Origin of the sequence: Microbacterium sp. F2E (genome assembly GCF_020905435.1) — a bacterium.
Classification (GTDB): domain Bacteria; phylum Actinomycetota; class Actinomycetes; order Actinomycetales; family Microbacteriaceae; genus Microbacterium; species Microbacterium lacticum.
The window spans coordinates 210,771-232,175 of record NZ_JAJJIB010000003.1 but is presented as its reverse complement, the minus strand read 5'-3'; the positions used below and the strand labels follow the sequence as shown (position 1 = coordinate 232,175).

The 21,405-nt window shown below is 64.5% G+C and carries 13 protein-coding genes and 1 pseudogene; 7 read left to right on the top strand and 7 right to left on the bottom strand.

Annotation, left to right across the window (positions count from 1 at the left end):
• The 3 genes and pseudogenes from LOK55_RS04440 to LOK55_RS04430 all read left to right on the top strand — a co-directional run.
• A pseudogene (locus LOK55_RS04440) lies at positions 1 to 416 on the top strand (hypothetical protein); the annotation flags it as partial.
• Between the two features lie 99 nt (positions 417 to 515).
• Positions 516 to 1,745 carry a hypothetical protein gene (locus LOK55_RS04435; RefSeq protein ID WP_229934410.1) on the top strand — a complete coding sequence of 410 codons (1,230 nt, stop codon included), beginning with the start codon at positions 516 to 518 and terminating at the stop codon, positions 1,743 to 1,745.
• Positions 1,746 to 2,043: 298 nt separating this feature from the next.
• Positions 2,044 to 2,847 (top strand): phosphoribosyltransferase family protein, encoded by an 804-nt coding sequence (locus tag LOK55_RS04430; RefSeq protein WP_229934409.1) that lies wholly within the window; start codon positions 2,044 to 2,046, stop codon positions 2,845 to 2,847.
• Here LOK55_RS04430 and LOK55_RS04425 read toward each other — a convergent pair.
• The 5 genes from LOK55_RS04425 to recC all read right to left on the bottom strand — a co-directional run bounded on the left by LOK55_RS04425 (position 2,781) and on the right by recC (position 13,677).
• A complete protein-coding gene (locus tag LOK55_RS04425; RefSeq protein WP_229934408.1) occupies positions 2,781 to 4,163 on the bottom strand; it encodes an SIR2 family protein in 1,383 nt (460 codons plus the stop codon). The two genes, LOK55_RS04430 and LOK55_RS04425, sit on opposite strands and share 67 nt — an antisense overlap.
• A 20-nt stretch (positions 4,164 to 4,183) precedes the next feature.
• Positions 4,184 to 4,783 carry a hypothetical protein gene (locus LOK55_RS04420; RefSeq protein WP_229934407.1) on the bottom strand — a complete coding sequence of 200 codons (600 nt, stop codon included), beginning with the start codon at positions 4,781 to 4,783 and terminating at the stop codon, positions 4,184 to 4,186.
• A gap of 331 nt (positions 4,784 to 5,114) precedes the next feature.
• Positions 5,115 to 7,019: an exodeoxyribonuclease V subunit alpha gene (gene recD, locus LOK55_RS04415; RefSeq protein WP_229934406.1), complete on the bottom strand. Its 1,905-nt coding sequence runs from the start codon at positions 7,017 to 7,019 to the stop codon at positions 5,115 to 5,117.
• A complete protein-coding gene (locus LOK55_RS04410; protein ID WP_229934405.1) occupies positions 7,016 to 10,279 on the bottom strand; it encodes a UvrD-helicase domain-containing protein in 3,264 nt (1,087 codons plus the stop codon). The genes recD and LOK55_RS04410 overlap by 4 nt, the downstream gene beginning before the upstream one ends.
• A complete protein-coding gene (gene recC / locus LOK55_RS04405) occupies positions 10,276 to 13,677 on the bottom strand; it encodes an exodeoxyribonuclease V subunit gamma (RefSeq protein WP_229934404.1) in 3,402 nt (1,133 codons plus the stop codon). Before recC ends, LOK55_RS04410 begins: the two co-directional genes overlap by 4 nt.
• 133 nt (positions 13,678 to 13,810) lie before the next feature.
• On the opposite strand from recC, the gene LOK55_RS04400 reads away from it, so the two are divergent.
• Positions 13,811 to 14,932 (top strand): hypothetical protein, encoded by a 1,122-nt coding sequence (locus LOK55_RS04400; protein ID WP_229934403.1) that lies wholly within the window; start codon positions 13,811 to 13,813, stop codon positions 14,930 to 14,932.
• 39 nt (positions 14,933 to 14,971) lie between these two features.
• On the opposite strand, the gene LOK55_RS04395 is transcribed toward LOK55_RS04400, so the two are convergent.
• On the bottom strand, positions 14,972 to 15,418 hold the full coding sequence (locus LOK55_RS04395; RefSeq protein WP_229934402.1) for a hypothetical protein: 447 nt from the start codon (positions 15,416 to 15,418) through the stop codon (positions 14,972 to 14,974).
• A 244-nt stretch (positions 15,419 to 15,662) separates the two neighbouring features.
• Here LOK55_RS04395 and LOK55_RS04390 point away from each other — a divergent pair, with 244 nt between their 5' ends.
• The 3 genes from LOK55_RS04390 (at position 15,663) to dprA (ending at position 20,767) form a co-directional block, all read left to right on the top strand.
• Positions 15,663 to 16,175, top strand: a complete 513-nt coding sequence (locus LOK55_RS04390) for a hypothetical protein (RefSeq protein WP_229934401.1) — start codon at positions 15,663 to 15,665, stop codon at positions 16,173 to 16,175.
• A gap of 769 nt (positions 16,176 to 16,944) precedes the next feature.
• Positions 16,945 to 19,299 carry a CHAT domain-containing protein gene (locus LOK55_RS04385; RefSeq protein WP_229934400.1) on the top strand — a complete coding sequence of 785 codons (2,355 nt, stop codon included), beginning with the start codon at positions 16,945 to 16,947 and terminating at the stop codon, positions 19,297 to 19,299.
• 472 nt (positions 19,300 to 19,771) lie between these two features.
• A complete protein-coding gene (dprA, locus tag LOK55_RS04380; RefSeq protein ID WP_229934399.1) occupies positions 19,772 to 20,767 on the top strand; it encodes a DNA-processing protein DprA in 996 nt (331 codons plus the stop codon).
• 23 nt (positions 20,768 to 20,790) lie between these two features.
• Here the strand turns inward: dprA and LOK55_RS04375 are convergent, their stop codons facing one another.
• The gene (locus tag LOK55_RS04375; RefSeq protein ID WP_229934398.1) at positions 20,791 to 21,162 is read right to left on the bottom strand and encodes a sulfate permease; all 372 of its coding nucleotides are present in this window, start codon (positions 21,160 to 21,162) and stop codon (positions 20,791 to 20,793) included.
• Positions 21,163 to 21,405: the final 243 nt, after the last annotated feature.

Below are 21,405 nucleotides of genomic sequence, written 5' to 3'. Positions count from 1 at the left end.
CTCGAACAGCTCGCCCTCGCCTACCCCGACCGCATCGAACCCCACCTGTAATCAAACCGACACCAAGCCGCTTACACAAAAGTCTTGACACGCCCGCAGCGAAGGCCGCCAACCAGGAGAAGCAGTTCGGCTTCTACGTGGACCTTGACTCCACCGGCGGAATCGTCACGCCGCAGGATCTGCCGACGGATCGGGTGGCAGAGGACCTCGAACGAGCCGCACGCGTCGTTGAGATGCTCCTCATTCGTGACCACACGAGAATGAAGCACGATGCCGTCACGGACTACGACAGCACCGGCGAGATGCAGTGGCGACTGATGCCGATCTCGCACCCCGAAGAGTTCGTGGGCTTCGTTCAGGCTGTACGGGATCGTGACGGCAACGACGAGGGTAAACCCTCGCCTCGCGACGACTGATCACGCGGCCCGCAGCAGGAAGCGCTGGATGGTTGTCGTCACCGTCAGGTCATGTTCGGCGCGGAGGATTGACGCATGGCGCGTATCCCTCTCAATGACTTGCAGCTGGAGATCCTCACCTGGATTCGTGACGGCACACCCGACGGTGTCTACGACGACTACCGGCCCCGCATCGTCGCCCGCGCCCTCCACAACCGCGGCCTCGTCGACGTGTCTGGCCACGGCAAGAACTGGCAGGCCACGCTCACGACAAACGGCGCTCACTACATTGAGCACGGCGACTATCCGCCCAGCGACGACAACGCGGGGGACACGTCACCGCCCCGTCCAAAACTGACAGTCAGGAAACCCGCTCCCGCATCGAAGGCAGACGCGGAGGCGAAGCCGCGAAAGCCGCCACGGGTCGGACCGACGGACGCGATGATGAACGCCCTCACCGCCGCGGAAGACCATCGGATCGAGATCGAGTACGACCAGGCGCAGCGCTACCGGCAGCTCGCGCTGACCGCGGATCGGTTCAAGAAGATCCCCGACGGCATGCAAGTCACCGTCAGCAGCGACTACCGCACCCGCACCGCCCACGTCACCCTCGGACCGCTCCCGGAATGGCGCACCCGCATCCTTGACCCCGTCCCGGTGCCGAGCGCTCTCCGCGATCCCTCCGACGTCATCAAGGCGCTCCGCACCCGCGACGACCTCGACATCCGAGCGGCGGAGAAGAACCGAGCTCTCCGTCTCATCGAAGCGCTCGTCGTGGAAACGCGACGTCGCGAGTACACCGTCGCGGCGATCCCGGCCCCGCGGAAGGACCACTGGGGGTACGTGCAGCGCACCGAGGAGAACACCGGGCACATCAAGATCATGCTCGGACCCGACGAGTACCGGCTTAGCATCTATCAGCTCACCGAGAAGGTCGAGCATGTGGCCACCAAGAGCGAACTTGCCCGCGCCGGTAGGGGATACGCGCTTCCGAAATGGGACTACGTCCCCACAGGCCGCCTCGGCATCCGCATCGACAGTAAGGGCGGCACCTTCTGGGGCGACTCTTGGACCGACCGCGACGACCGGACCCTCGATGACGCCGTCGCCCAGATCCTCCAGGAACTTGAACTCCGCCACGACGCTGCCGTAGATCGAAGGCTCGCAGAGGATCGCCAACGTCTCGAACGCAAACGCCAGTGGGAGGCCGCGCGTGAGAACGCCATCCAGCAACTCACGGACAACCACCGGGCAGACATCCTCAGAGACCAGGTCGCACGGGCGAGGGACGCTACCGCGATCCGCGATTACACCACGCAACTCCAACAACACGTCGAAAGCCATCTCTGAGGCGACACCCGCGCGGACGCCCTCGCCTGGGTGCGCTGGGCCCGGGAGTACGCCGACCGCATCGACCCCCTCCGCGATCAGGTGCGGATACCCGACCCACCCGAACCGACGCCATCGAACCTCGCTCCGTTCATGGGCCACTTGAGTCCATACGGTCCTGGCTAGTGATGCGAGAAGCTCGTGGGCACTGGACACTGCTTCCAGAAACGAAGTCGAGCGGTACGGACGAGGGCGCCTAACTGTCCGCTCGGCGATCGCGGCAACTGCCATCGTGCGTGGACCGCGATAGCCTCAGCTTGTGGAACCGAACAGCGTTGATCTGACCCTGGTTGAGGTCGAACGCGCTCTGGTTATGCCTTTCGTCCTCGACACGCCATTCGTATGCGTGATCTGCCGGGCCGTCATTCATGAGCCTGACGGATCGTCCGACATGTGTGAGAACTGTATGGAGAATGCACGCGCCCTCGACGGAGAAATTACTCCTGTTCTGCCTATCACTCTCTACACTCGTGAGTCAGTCATGCGAACTTGGCTCACGCACTACAAGCCCGATATCGATGGCGAGCATGGCGAGGTAACTTCCGCCGCGGATGTGTGTGTCGCCGCAATCACGCTTGTCCTGTCTAGTTTCTTCGACGCGAACGACTGGCTTCTGAAGGACGTGGACGATGTTCTGGTAGTTCCATCGACACGCCGACCTCCGCCCCATCCCCTTGAGGAGGTCGTCTTGCGAACGGCGGCCGGGAGATTTCTCGTCACGGGTCAGCTGACCCGTACGAGGAACCAGCTAGAGCACAGGTCTGCAAGCTCTATTGCCTACGAAGGATCAGAAGCACTTCGAGGACGACGAGTGCTGCTCGTTGACGACGTCTACGCCTCAGGTGCCCGGTTGCAGAGCGCAGCAGCCGCGACGAGAAGGGCAGGCGGGACTGTCACGAGAGCCGTTGTCGTCGCTCGTCGTATAAACCCGGGGTATCACCCCGCCATTGAGGAACGCTGGAACGCGGCCGTCGAACTCCCGTTCAGGTGGTCCCGTCAAGAGGACGGCAGCACCATCTCGAGAAGCTCCTTCGCTGCTCCCGCAGCAATCGACGGTTCCTGATGCGACAGCAAGCCCCACGGGTGTTCGGCCTCATCGGACGCGAACCCGCACACGACACGACCACGTTCCCAAATCGCCTGTGCAGCTCCATTTGAACCGCCAAACGGAATCACTGGTATGCCCTTGCTCAATGCCAACTCTGCTTCTTCTTGGGTCCGGCCGCTGCCTCCGAGCAACAGCATCACTCGCACCCTCGAGAGCACATCAGATCGCATCTCTTCGAGGCTCTTCTCCGTGAAGACCGCTGTCCCAAATCTCGGCACAGTGATTGTGTCTTCGCCGGTGGGCGATTTCCGGTAGAAAGCGCGGATCCGCTCAGGACTGTATGCCTCGGGGCGGAGGGAGGTCTTGTAGGCGCTAGAGACAGCTCGGGACGCGGAACCGTCGAAGGAGAAGATCGCCAGATCCTCCGATAGCCCCGCCAGCATGACGCCGGTAGCGGTACAGGTCCGTTTTGCATCTGAGTCGTCGTCGACAGTGCCGGATACGAAAACGTTGGGTGGGAGGGCGCTTCGAGCCAGGCTGCGCAACAGCCCGGGAAGATCTTCGTAGTTCTCGATCTCTACAACATGCACGCCGGCAGCCGTGAGATCCCGACAGAAGAGCGCGAACTCGCGGCGTTCGTCGGTCTCGGAGGGAGGCTTCATAATGGCAAAATGCGGCAGCCTGCGAATCTTTGCGGGAAGGCTGCGAACGATGCGTAGGAGGGCCCCGACGTTCGGGTCAGCGAAACTGAATCCCAGGAATAAGAACGATGACGTCAGGAACTGCGCGCGCAGCATTGCCCACTTGAGTGGATGCTCGCGTTCAAACGACTCGAAGCTGCTGCGGGTGATGACGGGATGAGAACGCCAATTCGTGGTGCCGTCCGGCGCTTCGCCGAGGCTCCCGTGCAACTTTGTGAGGCGACGCGCGCGTAGCGGCGATGTGTTCTCGTAGTCGTCATCCTCAAGAACCAGATCGAGGTTAGGGTCTGCCGTCTCGAGTAATGTATCGAAGTTTGTCGTCCAGATTTCGGCGAAGTCGATGGAGAGGAGCTCTTCCACGACATCGTTCGACGAACTTTGGAACCCGTCAAGTTTGCTGAGAAGCAGTCTTTCGACTTCGTCCATCTTGAGTTCCTGAACGGCGTATTCGGCTGCAACAGTCGCGTCTCGCACGGTCGTGGGCACGTTTGCCGCATCTCTGAGGGGGCCAACGAGGTCATCCCAACTGGGGAACCCGCTGCTCATGGAGACACCGGCGCCAACGAACACAGCCGCACGGCGTCGACGGATCGCGTTACCGAACGTGCGCAGGAACTCGACTTGCTCCATGTTTGTCTCCTTTCTGTGCGTTACACGTGGGTGATTGCTCGGGGAACATCTCCCTGGCTGTTAGGGGAGACTCTGAGCGTGGCGGTGCGGGCCAGAAGCTGATGAGCGATCCACCGTTCATCGACAAGCGGGACCAGCAGAAGAGCACGGTAGAGAAATCGTGAGTAGTCTTCCCACGTTGCTAGGTTGTCGCCGATGAAGTGAAATGAACGACCTGAGGAGAGTATCGTTCCCGGCGTACCGAGCGCTCGAATAGCACCGACCGCGGACTGGGTCGCGCCGATCCACCGTTCTTTGACTGAGAAGTCCAGCATCAGAAAATGACGCTCGCCACGGTCGTGTTTCACTCTCGAGGTTGCTACGACGTAGTTCCCGTCAGGGCTTTCTACAATCAGCTGTTCGGCGCGTGCAACGAAATCACTGCCAGCGGTCACTGTCGCGTAGTGCTCTGTTGCTTGCCCATACAGTGCGGCGTTTAGGACTTGCTGACGGACACCGCCGGGCGTTCCGGCGCCGAGGCGGAAGACGGAATGCCAGAAGGGAATTCCGTCTTCATGTGATAAAGCACGAGCGCGATCGAACTCGTCGGCCGTTGCCTCAGAGCCGAGACGCTCCTGCAAGTTTGGGGCCGGGGGCACACGTCGAAGCTCAAGAGCTGCGGTGGGAGCGGACTCTCGGAGTATGCCATCAAGCACCTCAAGTCCCGTTTCTCCAGTCATTGCGGGTGTCCACCTCCGTTCCTTCCTTCGTGTCTCAACCCTACGGGAGCCCTCCGACATCACCGCGAATGGTCCCGCTAATCTGGGTCGTCTGTGGCAAGAAGGGTGATTGAGTCACGCATCGCAGCCTTCGTCAACACTTCTCAAACGACGGAGTGTGGTTGAACTGTGGTCGAAGCAGAACTCTCGTGGGGACGCCTTCGCGGACGTTCCCGCTGCGCGCAGACGTGGCTTAGGCGAAGCGGTCAGCGGCTAACCGTGCCTGCAGGCCCGTCGCTCGGGTGACGGGCGTGGTGACAGCTGTTGTGATCGATTCGATGGATCCGATCACTCGGACGTGGCTGACGGCGCGGGTGACCGCGGTGTACAGCGTCTCACGGGTCGCGAGGTTCGATGTTGCCTTCGGGTGGATCATGGTGACACGTCCGAACTGAGAGCCCTGAGTGCGGTGCACGGTCATCGCGTACGCGGGCTGTACTGCGCCAAGACGTACAAGTGGAACGGTGACCGGCTGTCCACTGTGGTCGAACCACGCCTGTGTGGCGGTAGATCGGGGATCGGGTGGTGCGGTGACGATGCCGGTGTCGCCGTTGAAGAGGCCGATCTCGTAGTCATTGGCGGTCACGAGGAGCGGCTCACCGGGATGGTGGGCGTCCAGGCTCGGAGAACGTGAGTCGGACGCGTCGGATGTCGCCCATCGTTTGGCGAGCGCGCCCCAGTAATGCACTCCGCGCGGGCCGCGGCGATGCGCGCACAGCAGCCGGTGACCCTCCAACGCCTGCAGTGCTGCGTGGTGGTCGCCGCTCAACGTCGCTGCGCGAAGCGCAGCGGCCCACCCTTCTATCTCAGCTTGGACGATGCCCAGTATCTCGCCGCTGAGTGGGGCGGTGTCGTCGAGCTCCACAAATTCGACGCCAGCGTCGCCGGCGCGCAGGATGCTGAGGGTGTCGTCGGTGTGCCCGGCACGGATTGCCGATGCCAGTGCGCTGATCGCGGAGGATGCGTGGAATCGGTGATTGGTGGTCAATAGGGCGATGCCGTCTCGAAGGCGATGCGCCGGAGTGGGCTCCGTCGGAGTGGATCCGTGGCTAAGGCTGACCGCATCGAGCGCGGCAAGGAACGGGGCGGTGCGTGGTCCCGGCGTGGTGTCGCCGACGATGTCGGCAAGCACGGCACCGGCTTCCACTGATGCGAGTTGATCGGGATCCCCGACGAGGATGAGTCGCGCGGCGGGGCGTAGGGCGTCCAGGAGCCGGTCCATCAAGGACAGTGACACCATGGAGGCTTCATCGATCACGACGATGTCATACGGGAGCCGGTTGGTGTGGTCATGCCGGAACCCGGAGTGCGGTCCGGGCCGCCAGCCGAGTAGCCGATGCAAGGTGGTGCTTTCGAGTCCGGATAGCCGGGCTTGGTCCGCGTCAGGGAGTGTTTCCAGAGATCGGGTGACAGCTTCGCCGAGCCGAGCTGCCGCTTTCCCGGTGGGGGCTGCCAGCGCGATCCGCCACTGTGGGCGCTGTTCGCGAAGAAGCGCGAGCAGCCGGGATACGGCGGTGGTCTTTCCGGTGCCGGGGCCACCGGCGAGCACCGAGACCCGGGGGAGGGCACAGATCGCCGCGGCGATGCCTTGGTCAGCATCGGCAGGATCAGGGAACAGCCGGTCCAGGCCAGTCCGCAACCGAGCGAGGTCGAGGTCGTCGGGCAGCGTTCGAGTCCTCGTGAGGAGCTGGTCGGCGACACGTTGTTCTTGCGCGTCATACTTGGCCAGCCACAGCAGCGTGCCCCGCTGGCGTAGAGGGGCTTCCGTCCCGCTCGTGAGAACACTGGCCTCGCAAGAGGCTGCCCATGCACCCGGTTCAGGCCAAGGGACGCCGGAATTATCTGATATCTCCGCGTCCTCGCTCGCGGAGGTCGCCTGCGCGATCGAGGACAGGTCAATGACGACCGACCCGTGACGGGCGGCGCGAACAGCGAGCGCAAGGGCGAGCACGACGCTTTCGTCGGCTTCATGGAGGAGCGTGGCGAGGCGAGACGCCACATGCACATCGGCCGGGGTGAGGATCCCGTGCTGGTTGAACGCGGCGAGCGCGCCGGTTGCCCGTTGCGCGATGTCCGCGGCCGGCAGTGGGGATGTCACTGGTCACCTCCAGCGAGCAGGTCGGAGAGCTCAGTGATCAGGCCTACGGGCGGCTTCCACGTGAACACGCCGGGGGTGAAGCCGGTGTGGTCGAGCGGGTTCGTTGCGCTGATGCCGCGGAGGAACAAGTAGAGGACACCGCCGAGGTGCCGTTCCGGGTCGTAGCCGGGGCGCCGCCACCGCAGGTAGCGGTGCAGGGCGACAGAGTACAGCACGGCCTGCAGCGGGTAGTGGGCGTCGATCATCGCTGTCTCCATGGCGGCGTGTCGGTAGTGCCAGGCGGTGAGCGGTTCGTCTCGGGGGGTGAGCCGGTTGGTCTTGTAGTCGACGACGACATACTGCTCGTCCGTGGCTGTGTCCGCCCGGGTGCGCAGGAGCGCGTCGATCGATCCGGTCAAGTAGCCGCGCAGCTTGTGCACCGCGTTCTCGGTGGCGAGTTGGGCGAGCGTGTCGGCGTACCCGGCCAGGACGCCATCAGGGACATGTTGACGCCAAAGGTCGACCAGCCCGGCGAGGGTAACGGCCGTGGTGCGGGGGATGTCACCTCCGGCGAGGGGAAGCTCGAATGCCACTTCTCGCATCAGGTCGTTTGGGCTGATCGCGGACCAGGAACTCTCCAAGAGCGGATGCAGCGGCGTGTCCAAGGCGTGTTGCAGTGCGTCCGTGAGCGTCGCGGTGTGCCTAAAGCCGGGGGAAACGGACGTGATCAGTTCGGCGAGGTCGCACTCCGGGTCGTATTGCTCGAGTACTCGGTGCACGAGGGTTCCGAATCCGCTTCCACTGGAGAGTGTTTCCCACGGGGACGGGAACTGGTGCAGGGCGGCGTCGGGGTCCTCGGTCGGCGCGGGCAGGAGCGACGTGTCGGCGGTGTTTTGCTCGTCGTTCTTGAGCGCGGTATCCACATCGTCAGCGAAGGGTCTCTCGGTGGCGTGCGCTTGGGCTGGATGTTGGGTGAGTGCCGTGTAGGACGTGCGACGCCACCCCCGATCGATGGGCCGGTCGAAAGACGCAAGACGAAGCTCCACCGCATCTGGGGCGGGCGCAACCCACTGGGGAGGCGCGCTCAGGGTCTGCGTTGCGATCGTGCTGACGTCGAGGGCACCGCGACTGCGGGCAGCGCGGACCGCTGCCTGGGTAAGGACGTCGCGGTCACTAGGCATCGGGATCGAGAACGGTGCGACGCGTGTCGGGTCGGTGTGCAGCAGGATCCGGGTCAGAGGACCGGATGAGCTGTTTTGAGTCGGGGCCCACCACGCGATCGCGAGGGCGGCCGCCCTGGTGAGCGTGACATACGCGAGACGCATCTCCTCGTTCGCGTCCTCCTCTTTGTTCGCTTGTACGTGCGCGGCGTTGTCGGGACCAGAGGGCCCGCCGATGTCTCGCAACCGTTCGCCACCATCGTGGTACCGCGGGTATGTCTGGGGCCGCGGCCGGTGGTCCCAGAGTGAGGGAGCCAGCACAACGGGGAACTCCAGCCCCTTACTCATATGGGAGGTGAGCACTTGCACGGCGGCGGCGTCGCTTTCGAGGCGGCGGCTGCGTTCAATGGCGGCGTCATCGTTGTTGCGTCGTCGTCGGCGCAGCCAGGAGGCGAGCCCGGCCAGGCCGAGGGCGTTGCGGGTCTGTTCCTCGTGCAGAACTTCTGCGAGGTGTCGAAGGTCTGTCAGGAGCCGCTCCCCGTCGGGCTGGCGGAGCAGCCGCTCCTGGACTCGCATGTCGGACTGGACCCGTTCGAACAGAGCGCCGACACCGTTGTTGACGATGACGGGTACCCACTGCCGCAAGTGCAGAGCGAGCGTGTCTACGTGCTCGAGCAACGTGGTGGCCGTCCATCCGACCAGCGAGCTGACCGCCAGACGCCGCACGCGAGCGGTGCTGTGGGGCTGTTCGAGTGCGTCCAGCAGGTGTTGCCAGGTGGCGGCGGCATCGGTGGTGAAAACGCTGGAACGTCCGGACACCACAGCGGGGACACCCGCGCGACGGAGACGGTCCCGGATCTGTTCCGCTTCCGCGTTGCTGCGGACGATTACGGCGATATCCCCGGGGGTGACCTCTCGTACGAGGCCGTCGCGTTGCCGTAGCGGGGCGCCGAGCACCTCAACGATCTGCCGGGCCACATCATCACGGATCGTCGTCCTGGCCGCGTCGGTCTTGATGTCGCCGGAGCCCGTCAGCGGGTGGCCGTCTCGAGGAACGATCCGCAACCGGACCGGAGGTCCGGTGTCGATCATGCGGCCTTCGACGGCTGCGGACACTGTGGGGACGGTGATGGCAGGGTCCCCCAGCGCGGCGCCGGCGAACAAGGCGGCCAGACCATCGAGCACGCCGGGATCACTGCGGTAGTTTGCGGGCAGGGTGGCGATGGTGGTCGCGACGCGACGAGCGTCGAGATATGCCTGGACATCGGCACCCCGGAAACCGTAGATCGCCTGCTTCGGGTCACCCACGAGGACCAGGGTGCAGTGGCCATGGAAGGCGGTGCGCAGGATGCGCCATTGCACAGGGTCGGTGTCCTGGAACTCGTCGACCAGCACGATCGAATAGCGTGCCCGCAGGCGACCGACTGCGACATCCGCGGTGTGCGTGTCGTGCAGCGCAGAGTCGAGGCGGGTGACCATGTCGGTGTAGGTGAGGAGGCGTCCGGCGCGCAACCGTCGGGCGACCTCCCCGCGAACCGCAGTGCCGATCCGCGCCCGCAGCTGCACGTCGGCGGGCACGTCTTCATCGGGAAGGGGCACCAAGGTGGTGACGGGATCCCGGGTGACCTGCTGCGTCAGTTCGCGGAAGTCTCCGGGAGTGAGAGTTGCGTTCTCGGCACCGGAAAACCCCCACTTGCGCACGTAGAGGTCGTCGGCGACATCCGCGGCGATCGCAGAGGGATCCTCGACCAGCAATGCGTCGGTGTCGTGGTCAACCGCCGTCCCTAGCTCACGGAGCATCGCATAGCAGAACCCATGCGTGGTCGTCACGGTCGCCCCGTCGAAATCGGTCAGTGCCTGCTCGAGCCGATCGCGCGCGACACCGATCGCCGCATCACGGTCCTGGACGAGCCGGCTTCGCACCCGGTCGCGCAGTTCCCGAGAACTTGCCTCACTGAACGACACGACCAACAGCTCGTCCATCCGAGCGTGCCCTTCGCTGATGTAGCGAGAAACCAGGCGAGCGATGGTGTACGTCTTCCCTGTTCCAGCGCTCGCCTCCAACACCGACGTCCCCGCGGGCAGCGGTCCTTCAACATCGAAGTGTGAGGGCGCGCTCATACGGTGTCCCGGGTTTCGTATCCCAGTAGCGGACCCCACAGGCGCCTGCTCAGCACGCCGAAACGGTCGCCTTCCTCGTCCCTGGGCCAACCTTGAAAGTAGTCCTCGGCACTTGCGGCTTCTCGCAGCAGCACCTCGAACGGCGCAGCAGCGCCGAACAGCAGCATGTGAGCATCGTCAGACTGTTCTCCGGGCACATTCCACGCGTCGTTCCACTGTCGTGCAGCTTCGGAGCGGGCAAGCTGCGGTGGCGTCCCACTAGAACGCCGCACAGCGTACGCCTCGGAACTGCGCGGGGAAACCGGGATGGGCGCCCGCAAGCCGTCCCGGTACAGGGCCACGTATTGGCGGATGAGCCGGCCGGCAACTTCGGCGCTGACAGGTCGCAGTGTGCTGCGGGCGCATTGCGTCCGGTCTCGGTCGAGCCCGAGCGTTACGGCCTGCCAGGTCTCATTCGGGAAGGTCACGGTCAAAGCGAGAAGCCGCAGCCACGCACTCAACCGGTGCCGGGGACTGAGGGATCCATACCCGATCCCGGTGAGGCAGGTACCACGGAGGCTGTTGACTGTGCCGAGCAGGCGGGTCCCGTCTCCCAGGTCGACGTCGACGTCGTAGGACTCCGCCTCTTCGAGGAGCAGCGGGTCGGTAGCGCGGGCGATCGCCTCCGCACGGGGCCCTACGACATTCAGTTCCCGGGTGCCGAGCGGACCAGGGGGGAGGGTACCTCGGGCGAGCTCACGCTCCCGTATCCGGGCGGTGTCACTCCCCATGAGTAGCTCCCGCAATACCCGATCCCCCAACGCCCACTGCTCAAGCGCGGTCAGCTCGAGCGGGAGAGAGTCTTCCGGTGCCTCATCGACTTCGGTGGTGCTGATCTGCAGTCGTTGACGCAGAAACCCCCGGGCAGGGTGGCTCAGCAGCGCCACGAGGTCTTCCAACGCCACATCGGAGGGCGTCAGTGTCGGCAATGGTGTATCTGCCAACAGGGGAGGGGCAGAACGATCCTGCGCGGCTGAGATCGCACCGGCATACGCGCGTGGATCGAAACTGAACGGGCGAGCTGTTGACATGGCCCCAGTGACGAATGCACGCGGATCGAATGGTTGGAGCGGATGGTGGGTGGTGACCGTTTCCCGCGCGGACCGGCCGTCGGCGCCAACCGCGGTGCGATCGAGGGCATCGAAGAGTTCACCCAGGGGAACAGCTGGGGGTACCGGGGTGCCGGTGCGTTGGTCGTGCCCGGTGTAGATGACGATGAGCTGTTCGCTGGCTGCGCCGATTGCATCCAGGAAGAGTTGGCGATCCTCGCTGCGCGGGTCGCGGTCGCCGATCCACGGATCGCGGGCGAGCAGATCATCTCCGTCTCGGACGCTCTGACGAGGAAACGCCCCGTCATCCATTCCCAGCAGAATCACGACACGATGGGGAACGGACCGCATCGGTACGAGCTCGCACACAGTGAGAGCGCCGGTACGGAACCCGGCCCGGGTCGGACGTCCTGCCAACGCCTCCCGCAGCGCCGGGCGGATCTCCTGCAACGTCAACACCAAGTGTGAGGCAGCCCCGCCAACGTTGTCGATGAGCACCTCCTGCAGCAGCTCGCGAAGCTGGAGCGCCTGCCACGGGGCATCCGGGTCCGGCAACGTCAGGTCAGTGGTCACCTCGAGAAGGATGTCCGCCCATTCCGTCGCGGTGTGCGGTTGTGTGAGCAGCCTCTGTGCGGCATCCACCCGGTCGAGGAACTCGGCGAACCGTCCCAGCAGATCCAGGTCAGCGGAGTCGATATCCTCCGCAGGGAGTAGCTGCGCCACGGGGCGTGTGTTGTCGTTGGCTGCATCGAATGCGGCGCCGAGCAGCAGCCTGTCTGCCCCGTGTCGCCAGGTGCCATCGGTGACCCGATTCAGCTGCCACTGACTCCTATCCGCATCGTTCAATCCCCACCGGACATTTGCTGCTCGCGTCCACGCGCGCAGCTGCTCGCGGGTTTGGTCATCCCAGCGGAAACGGCGCGCGACCGCAGGGAGCTCTGCGAACCCGAGCACTTCGTTGGCGGTATGCCGTGCCGTGCCGAACTCCAGGAGCGCGTCCAGAACGGCCAGCACCGGATTGGACTGGTGCAGGGCGCGATCGGCGATGTGCACGCGAACCTGCTCCGCGGGATGTGTCTCATGACCAGGGGGACGAGGCGCGAACACGGCTGATAGCAGCGGCGCGAACGTCTCGATGTCGGGACACATGACTAGGACGTCTCGGGGTTCCAGCGTGGGATCGTCCGCCAACAACCCGACGACGACATCGCGGAGTACTTCCACCTGCCGGGTGCGACCGTGACAGGCATGCACCTGGACACTGCGATCTGCAGTGACCAGGGCGGCAGGTGTTTCGGGGACCGTGTCGGTGGCGAGGTCGCTACGAACCTCCCTCAGCAGGCCGGTGTCCTCGCTCAGCACGGGGGAAACGTGGTGGACCGTCGTGTGGTCCGGCGCGTAGGTGCGCAGTAGCATCTGCAATTCACGGACGTCACGCGACAGGCTGCGAAGAAGCGGATTGGTGATCGATGTAACGTCCTCGGATCGGCGCACAGCGGCGGGGGAACGCGAGACGGACTCCCATAGAGCAGGGGAGCCGTGGTGCAGCCACAGGTGCACGTCCCGATGTTCAGCGAGAGCGTGAAGCATCTCGAGGTTCCGCCGAGTCATCCTGCTCGGCCCGAAAACGCTTAGACGGCGCGGCAGCGCCAACCGCTCGGGGTGAGTCCTCACCTCCTCCACAAGCCGCGAGTGCAGATCAACGGGCGAAGCACCTCCCACCCCGCCAAGCACACTCCGCCAGAGCCTGGGCTGCCACTGCTCGGGGGCAGCGATGGGCGAACCATCGGACAGGACGTACTCGCCGTTGGCCCACCGTGCCAGCATTTCGGGCCGAGAATGCGCGTACGAGTCGAACAGTCGCGCAACGCGCGCCGCGAAACCTAACCGACGATCCGACGCCTCATCGTCACCTGCGTCCTTCGGAAAGAGGTACTGACGCGGCAATCGACACCAGTCCTCGTCGAGGTTCGCGTCCAGAGCGGCAAGTACTAACCAGGTCAGACGCGGTGGCGCCCACATCGCTAATCGCTCCCCCAGATCGGGAGAGGTCTCGGCGACGGTATCCTCAAGCAGTTGCCGCGGCGAAGGAAAGACAACGTTCGCGCACACCCCGTCGTCGGATGCGACGCCATCGAGACGAGACGTCCCCAGGCCCAGTGAGAGGCGTTGCGTCAGCCAACGCTCCACCCCCTTCGCGGGTACCGCGACGATCTCGGGCACAAAGGGGTCCTCCAAAGGGTCGGCGAGCAGCCGCGACAGCTCGTCCGCGAGTACCGCCCCACTCTCTGCCCGATGGACGACAAACATGCCTCACCCCCCTCACTGCGAGAGTATCGGCTGACACGGACGCGCCCCCGGCGGGCACCAACGCGAGTCGCCACTCGTCCACGCTCGGAGTCGTGGCCCGTGGCGTGTCGGTATCTCCCACTACGGTGACGCCATGGACACAGCGACGACCACGACTGACCGGGCAGACGAATTGCTGCCGTCTCGCCCGGCGAAAGAGGCGATGTCGGAAATCGCGGGGATGAGCGTGTTCACCACCTTCGCCGCCTTCGTCCTTCTTGCCTTCCCGAGCGAGACCGCATTGCCTCACCTGGTCGAGGTAGCCCCGGTAGCCGGAGCGGAGGTCCTCACACACATCGGGTGGGGGTTCGGCGTGTACATCCCGGTGATGCTGGGGTTCTACGCGATCGTGATCGGGGGACAGTTGGTCGCGTCGCCGACGGTCGCGGCGCGGACCCGGCGGCGGCTCGGATTCGCCGCCGAGGCGATGGCCGGCGCTCTGACTCCCGCGCTGCTTCTCATCCTGGCGATGTGCGTCAAGGATCCGACGAAGGCGGGGTCGTTGTTCGTTGTCCTCCCCGCCGCGGGGGTCACTTTCTTCCTTGCAGTTCAGCTGGGAGGGTTCGTTGTGTTTGAGCCCGCGCTGCGGCTGGCCGAAGCGATCCGTTCCCGGGCATGGGCCGCGAGTCGGCTGCCCGCGTTACGGTCACGGTCTCGTCGACCGGCGTGGTTGGTGGCGACGGTAACCGCGGTCGTCGGCGGGATCCTCGGACTCGCGGTGACGGTCGCCATTGCGCCGCCGCCGGGTTCCGAACTGGTGCTCACCGTTGTGTACGCGATGTTCGCCGCAGGGCTGACATTGTTCAACCTGCACGGGCTCCACACCTTCCTCACCGCCCGGGACCGACTCACCAAGATCGCGGCGTGGCTGTTCCCGGTAAGCATCGCCCTGGCAGTGTTTGCAATCGCTGGCGGATTGATCGGCGACGGCGCCATCGCCGGGGGAGTGGGCGTGATGGCAGTCTTGGCGTTCTGCACGCTGTCGGCACTCTGGCCCCGAAGTATCCCGTGGGCGTTCGGACAGGACTGGAGTGTGCAGGGTGCGGGAGCGGCACTCGCAGCAAGAGCCGTGGCGCGAACGTACGGGACGTCCGTTCGAACCGTCAACGAAGTGAGCGCGACCCAGATGCCACCGCCTACCGGGGGACTCCGGGAGCGACTGTTGGCCGTTGTGTCGGCCTTGCGTGGAGAGGTGCTCGCGCCCGTAGCGGGATAGCGCGATCATCACCGGGCGCCTCAGCCGTATCAGGCGAGGTTACGGGCGGCGAACGATGAAGTTTCGACCCCAACAACTATCGCACTGACACATTGGCCAGCCGAACCTCGTCCAGAACGACATCGACTCAGACGTCGGGCCAATGTAGATCTCCTCATCGTCGAACTCGTCTACGAACTGTTCGACTATCCGGGTGCCGATGTGGTCCCCGCTGCAGCGCAAGTCTTCGCGTACCTCGAAGCTCCAGATCATGAGGGCAGGAGTTGGTTTATCCGTTAGGTGGCTGGAGAATCTGCGGGCGAGGAGCATGCGTGCAACCTCTTCGCCCCGCCAGGCGTACGAGCGCCACTGGTGCTCGGGCGGCCCGAAGTTCGCATTGCGCCGCCACCATGTCGGGTTGAACCGGTCGTCATCGGTGAAGAGCGGACCCCTCCCGTCACGCAAAGCCAGCATCCGCGGCTCCGTCCACGAGATTTCGCTATCCACGGGTTCAGTCTCCCAGACAGTCCGCCGCGCTCTTGGCAGGTGACGTGATGTGAGGGCGACGAGAAGCACCGCCTATCGTTGCTCCATGGGCAACAGATTCCCCGGCCAGACGTGCGTGTTCTGCCCCAACCCGAGCGTCGGGGTGGGGGAACATGTCTGGCCGAGTTGGTTCATCAGCGAGTTCCACGGGCAGGGGCCGTTCACAACGTCTCGCGCGGGCGATCCGTACACAAAGCGTGACAACGTGACCCCGATCACCTCAGATGCCCTCCTCGGGGTCCACGTCCCGGCGTGCGAGACATGCAACGCCGCCTTGGATACGACGATCGAGAAGCCAGCGAAACCCGTTGTCCGGCGGCTGCTCGCACACCGGGACTCTCCTGACGAGCTCATCCTGTCCACCGATGAGTGCGCCGCCCTCGCCAGGTGGCTGCTCAAGGTTGGGCTGCTATCGGCGCATCCCGCCGCCGACCATGATCATCCCGGACTGCAGCGCGACCAGGACCTACCGCAGCTACCTGCCGTCCGCCCGGAGTGGCTCGACTGGATGCTTACCGGAAGCGCACCACCGGCAGGGTTCTCCGTCTTCGTCACAAGGAGGGATCTTCGCGGCGAGGACGCGGCGCCCCCGCAAAAGCAGCACATCGTGCTACCGCGGCTGGTCGTGGACGGGGAAGACCGCAACTTCATGAGCCGGTCCTTTGGATTCGCCGGCGTAAACGCCACCATCGTGTGGCACCCCAGGGTGGCCGATTGAGCACGCGCAGGTAGATACCGGGCGCGCGGCACGCCTATGGCCAAACCCCGAAGAGGTCGACTACGGCGCGCTCCCGCAGGTAGATCCGAAGGAACTGGCGTTTTGGGATGCATCCATCGGCGTCATAGCCGTATCCGCTGAGCAGCTCGAAGTGCTCGCGAAGCACCCGCTGAGTGTGGACTCTGACCCGGTGACAGCATTGTTCGGGAACATCGACGCGTCATTCGAGTAAGTGCACCGGGCGCGTACAGCAATTGAGGCGATAGAGAGCCGCCTCGACTACCTCCGAGCTGACGGGGTTGGATCATGACCACCCATACGGTCGCCCAGCACTCTCCGCCCCGTCCACGGGCCGGTCCTCCAGCAAACGGCCGTTGGCGAGGCCATGCGTGTGAAAAGTCACCATTTGATGTCCTGAGAATCCATGGACCAAGGGCTGGAACGTCAAGTCCCGCCACGCATGGGCCGCGAAGGGCAGCCCCCCAAGGCGCTGAGGCATGTCACTGTGAACCGGTGAGCGCGCGCCATTTACGTGCGATGCTCGCCAATCGAGGCGCGGCGCCGCGCATCCGGGCGCGGACGGCGCGGGCGTGCTGCGGCGGTGTCCATGGACCCGTTGCGCACCACCTGGACGCGAGTCTTGATCGGATGGATGAGTGCCCTCTGCCATCCTGATTCTGAGCGCGGGGTTGCAAACGTGAGGAGCATTGTGACCGGTTCAACGTCCGAGGCGTTCGCGTCTGGAAGAAGACTGTGGTTGGACCACGTGGTGACCCTGATCCTGAACTCGACCACCTCTCGTATTTTCACCGACGATCTCTTGGCGCCAGTCGAACAGGCCATGCTCGTCGTGCATGTTGGCGTCGGACACCTGTACGGAGTTGCCGATGCAGACTCGTGTGTGGAGCGCTGGCTGTCACCGGACCAAGTCGAAGCGTTGATATCTCGCTACTGGCGGGACGGGAGGCTTGATCCGCATCTCGCCCGCTTTGTTCCGTTCTTGTGGACCAGCCTGTACCGCTTGGGGCGGGACACCGAGGCTATCCGTGAAGAGCTGTTGACGGAGCTTTTCCACTCTCAACTCGGGCGCCGTCTTCAGCCTGAGACAGACCATGACCTGACGCCCGAGTCGATCGACAGGCGGGTCCTCGACCACATCGAGGAACGACAACTCCAGCCGGCCCCAGAAGAAGTCGGCGTTCTTCCCCTTGATTGCGAGGGCAGTCACCTTCGTTTAATCGACGCGCTGCTTGAAGAGGGAGTGTCAGTTGCGATGGGGCTCGTGACGCTCCTGGAGATCCACGCGTGTCTCCTCGAGGACGACCGAGTCCGCACGGAGCTCGTCGCTCTTGAGGATGCGGGAAATCAACACGAGATCTTTCGGTCGATGCCGGGCGGATGGCCAGGCCCGGATCCGGGGGATGTGCCCGACTGGGTACGCGACGTTGTCCTGAACGTCGGTGCACGCATGTTCTACGCATCGACCGGGCACGTGCCCGGGTGGCTCATCGTTGCGGAGTCAGATGATGAGTTGCAGGCAATCCATCGCTGGAGCTACGAGCCGCGCTTTGGATTCGGGCGGGATGGATCCGGTAACCCAGTTCTGAGTATCCCACTGACGTTCCCGAGCGATCAGCAGACAGCCGAGGCATGGTGGCATTATCCCCTCGACGATTTGCGCAGCGTCACTCGCTTGCGCACTTTGATCGCTATCGGGATCGTCCGACTCGATGTCTACAGGATCTCATCCGCCTCGAGGCTGGAGTTCGTCTTCGCCTACGGCTGTCCTCTTCCGTTGCAGCTTCGAGAGGCGTGTCGAGATTTTCTGGAAGCGAGTTCTTTGCCTGCAGCAGATGTCCACCTCTTTCATCCCTCGACTCCGCTTGATGACTTGACAGGGATGACCCTGGCGGAGAGAAACATGTTTGACGGCCTAAGCCGCGGGGTGCAGGAGCTTCGCACTCACTCAACCTCGTCTCTGGCGATGGCATACCGCCGTCATCTCGAGACATTGGACACCACGACTGCGGCCGTGTTTGGAGGGATTGCCGGGGACGACTTCTATCAAGCGTCGCGCGAGAACTGGCGAATCGCTCTCGCTCAACAAGGCCAGTCGCCCAGGGAGCTCATCGACCTAACACCGCTCGGGGCTGGGCGTGGATTCGCCCAGTTTCAGGTCAAGCTTGATGAACCTATGCAGCTGGTCGCTCACGTAGCGTTCTTGAACGAGACTGGCGAGCTCACAACTTCAATGGTCGAGTTCGACGGCAGACTCAGCACAGGCTGGGATATCGAGCAACAAGCGGCAGCTTTGGCGGCAGGCCTAGCGGAGTTTGACCAGCTCCTCACCAATGGCGTGACAAGGCTCGTTGTGTGCCCCGCGCCGGCGGCGTACAACCTCCCGCTTCACGAGGCACTACTACGGCTGGGCTTCCAGGAAGTCAGCTACACCCATCGGGTCGGGACGTTGGCGGCCAGGGTGCGCGAGAGCGCCGCGGGCGCTGCGGTTGTCGGTTTCGCTGGCGAGGGTTCCCGCCACATCAGCGCGGTCGACACCGAACTCGAAATCATCTCGCATCTTTACGCCACCAGCCGCTCCCAGCATCTCGCCGGTTCGCTTCCCCAGATTGTGCATCTCGCTGGACATGGTCACGCCGGGAATCGAACGTATGAGACAGCGATGGAGATCAGTGCTACCGAACCCCCGCTGTCGTCGGCGCGGGTGCTGCTGGACTTCGATGCGTCTGACAGCGATCTCGTGTTTCTGTCCGCCTGTTCGTCAGGCGCGGGGGCCTATCTCCCGGATCAACTGGCTGAGGCGATTCCAATGGACATTGCGTTCATCGAGGCGGGCGCGAGGACGGTGGTGTCGACGTCAACTCCCGTCAATGACTACATCGCCGGCTTCTTCGCTGTGGTCTTCCATTCCGAAAGGCTGAGTGGAAGCTCTGTGTGGGAGGCGTTTGTGAAGGCTCGTGAGGCGGCACGAACGGGCACGTGGTCGAGCTTTCCCGAAGACATCGAACGACTTTGGCCAACGTGGTCTGTTGATGTCTCGGCAGCGATCTCAAGACACCCGCACGACTGGCTGAGCTACCGGCTGTCGGGGAGGCACTGGGGCTGAATTGACGGGCTCCTGATGCACGTGTAGCCGGGACTGTTCCGGTGAGTCAGCGAATCGGATGTTGTCTCGGTAGTCGTCTGAGGGATCGCGCTGACAGATGGGGAGGCTTCGGGCTGTCGCCCTACTGAAGGTCGGCGACTATGTAGCTCATCTTGGCGTGGGTCCCCGGAACGGCTAGCGGGCAGACCTGGGCTGGGATGCCGACTCCGCGCACGACGAAGGTTGCCTGAAAGGGCAGATCAAGAGTGGGTTTATGGCGGGGAAATGTAGGGGGTATTGCAGCGAATACCACATGGGAAATCTGACGCACAAGCATTCGCGGTTTGATCAGCGATTCTGAGGGTAGCTGCGAGTCTCCGGCTTATGCGTCCTCCGGCGTGATGATTGAGCCGTGCCCCGTTCTGAGAGCGGAGGCGGTGGCGCGGTAAGCCTGGTCGCACCTGTCCTGTGAGACATGGGAGGAGTCAGGGCGATGGTCGCGATTGAGTCGTTGGCATCGGATGAGCGGGGCGCAAGGATCGTGCTTGCGTCGGTGACTGAGCCGGACGATGCGTTCACGGGCCGGTTGGTGGCTCGCCGTGGTGCGGTGGAGACGTTGCGGCTGCTGGGTGGGGATGGTCCGATCCGGGGTGCGGATATCGCGGAGGCAATGCTGTGGCGGGAGCGGCTGGTGCCTCGGCTTGACGCTGACGCGATCAGCCGGGTGCTGGGTGCGTCCGAGCGTCTCGGGTTGCGGGTGCTTGTTCCGGGGGAGGCGGACTGGCCGAGCGCGCTCGGGGTGCTGGGCGAGCGGGCGCCGCTCGCGCTGTGGATCAAGGGCGATCCTGGCATCCTGCGTCAGACGCGACCGCGCGACGCTGTGACTTTCACAGGTGCACGGGCCGCGACCTCCTACGGTGAGCACGTCGCGCAGAGCCTCGCGAATGACATCGCCGGCCAAGGAGGCGTGATCGTCTCGGGTGGTGCGTACGGGATCGACGGTGCCGCGCACCGGGCCGCGCTGGCCTCCGGTGGCAGGACTGTTGCGGTGCTCGCTGGGGGTCTGGATCGTCCGTACCCTACGGGGCACCGGGAGCTGCTGGATCAGGTCGGGCGCGAGGGCGCGCTCGTCAGTGAGCTGCCGCCGGGGTCTACGCCGACGAGGTGGCGGTTCTTGGCTCGCAATCGTCTGCTGGCGGCGGTCTCGGCGGCGACGGTGGTGGTGGAAGCCGGGTATCGTTCCGGCTCGCTGCACGTCGCCGCGCAGGCTGCAGGGCTGGGCAGGCCGGTGGGCGCGGTGCCGGGGCCTGTCACGTCCGCGGCCTCGGCCGGTTGCCACCGGCTGCTGCGCGAGGGCACCGCCCGCGTGGTCACCGACATCGCTGATCTGTGCGCGCTCACCTCACCGTCGCCCGCCGCGGCCGGCGTGCAGTTCTCGCGGGAGACGCCGACCCGCGCCAGGCCGGGGCGTTCCGGTCTATCCCGCTGAGCGTTGATAGGCGCGGATGACGGTCAGGCATGCTGGGGTGCAGCGGCCTCGTACTCGTCCCAGCCGTAGCGGGCGGCGTCGAGGCGTGCTCGCCACTCCCGTAGCCGTGCGCCGATGAGCACGATGACGCTGATGGGTCCGAGGCAGATCAGTTTCAGGGCGTTCCAGATGCCCCACAACGCGACCAGGTGCAGCCAGCCGGGTCCGTCATTCTGTGCGAGGTGGGAGCAGGTGGCGGCGATGAGGAGATACGGGATCGCGAGGAGCATCGCGGGGATGCCCCACTTGTGCCAGCGGCGGCGGTAGCGGATCGCGTCGATCAGGATGTTGGTGGGCATGTAGCGGCGCAGGTAGTACCGGACGCGGACGCTGAGAGCCCAGATGAGTCGGAACATGGCGACAGTCCTCTCCACAGCTTCGGCGATATCAAGCGTGAAGTGGACCGGCCGCATCGGGCGGAAGGTCATGCCATCGCAAGCGATGGTGAGAGGGCGTCGCCTAGTTCTACTGTACGACGCCGCCCCGACACTTGGAACCCCTCGACGAGACTCATCTAATGTGCTCGCGTAATGGGGTGCGTGCCTCATTTGGGATTTGCTCGCGAAACGCTGGCCACGCTTCGGGCATTGGGGTGTGCT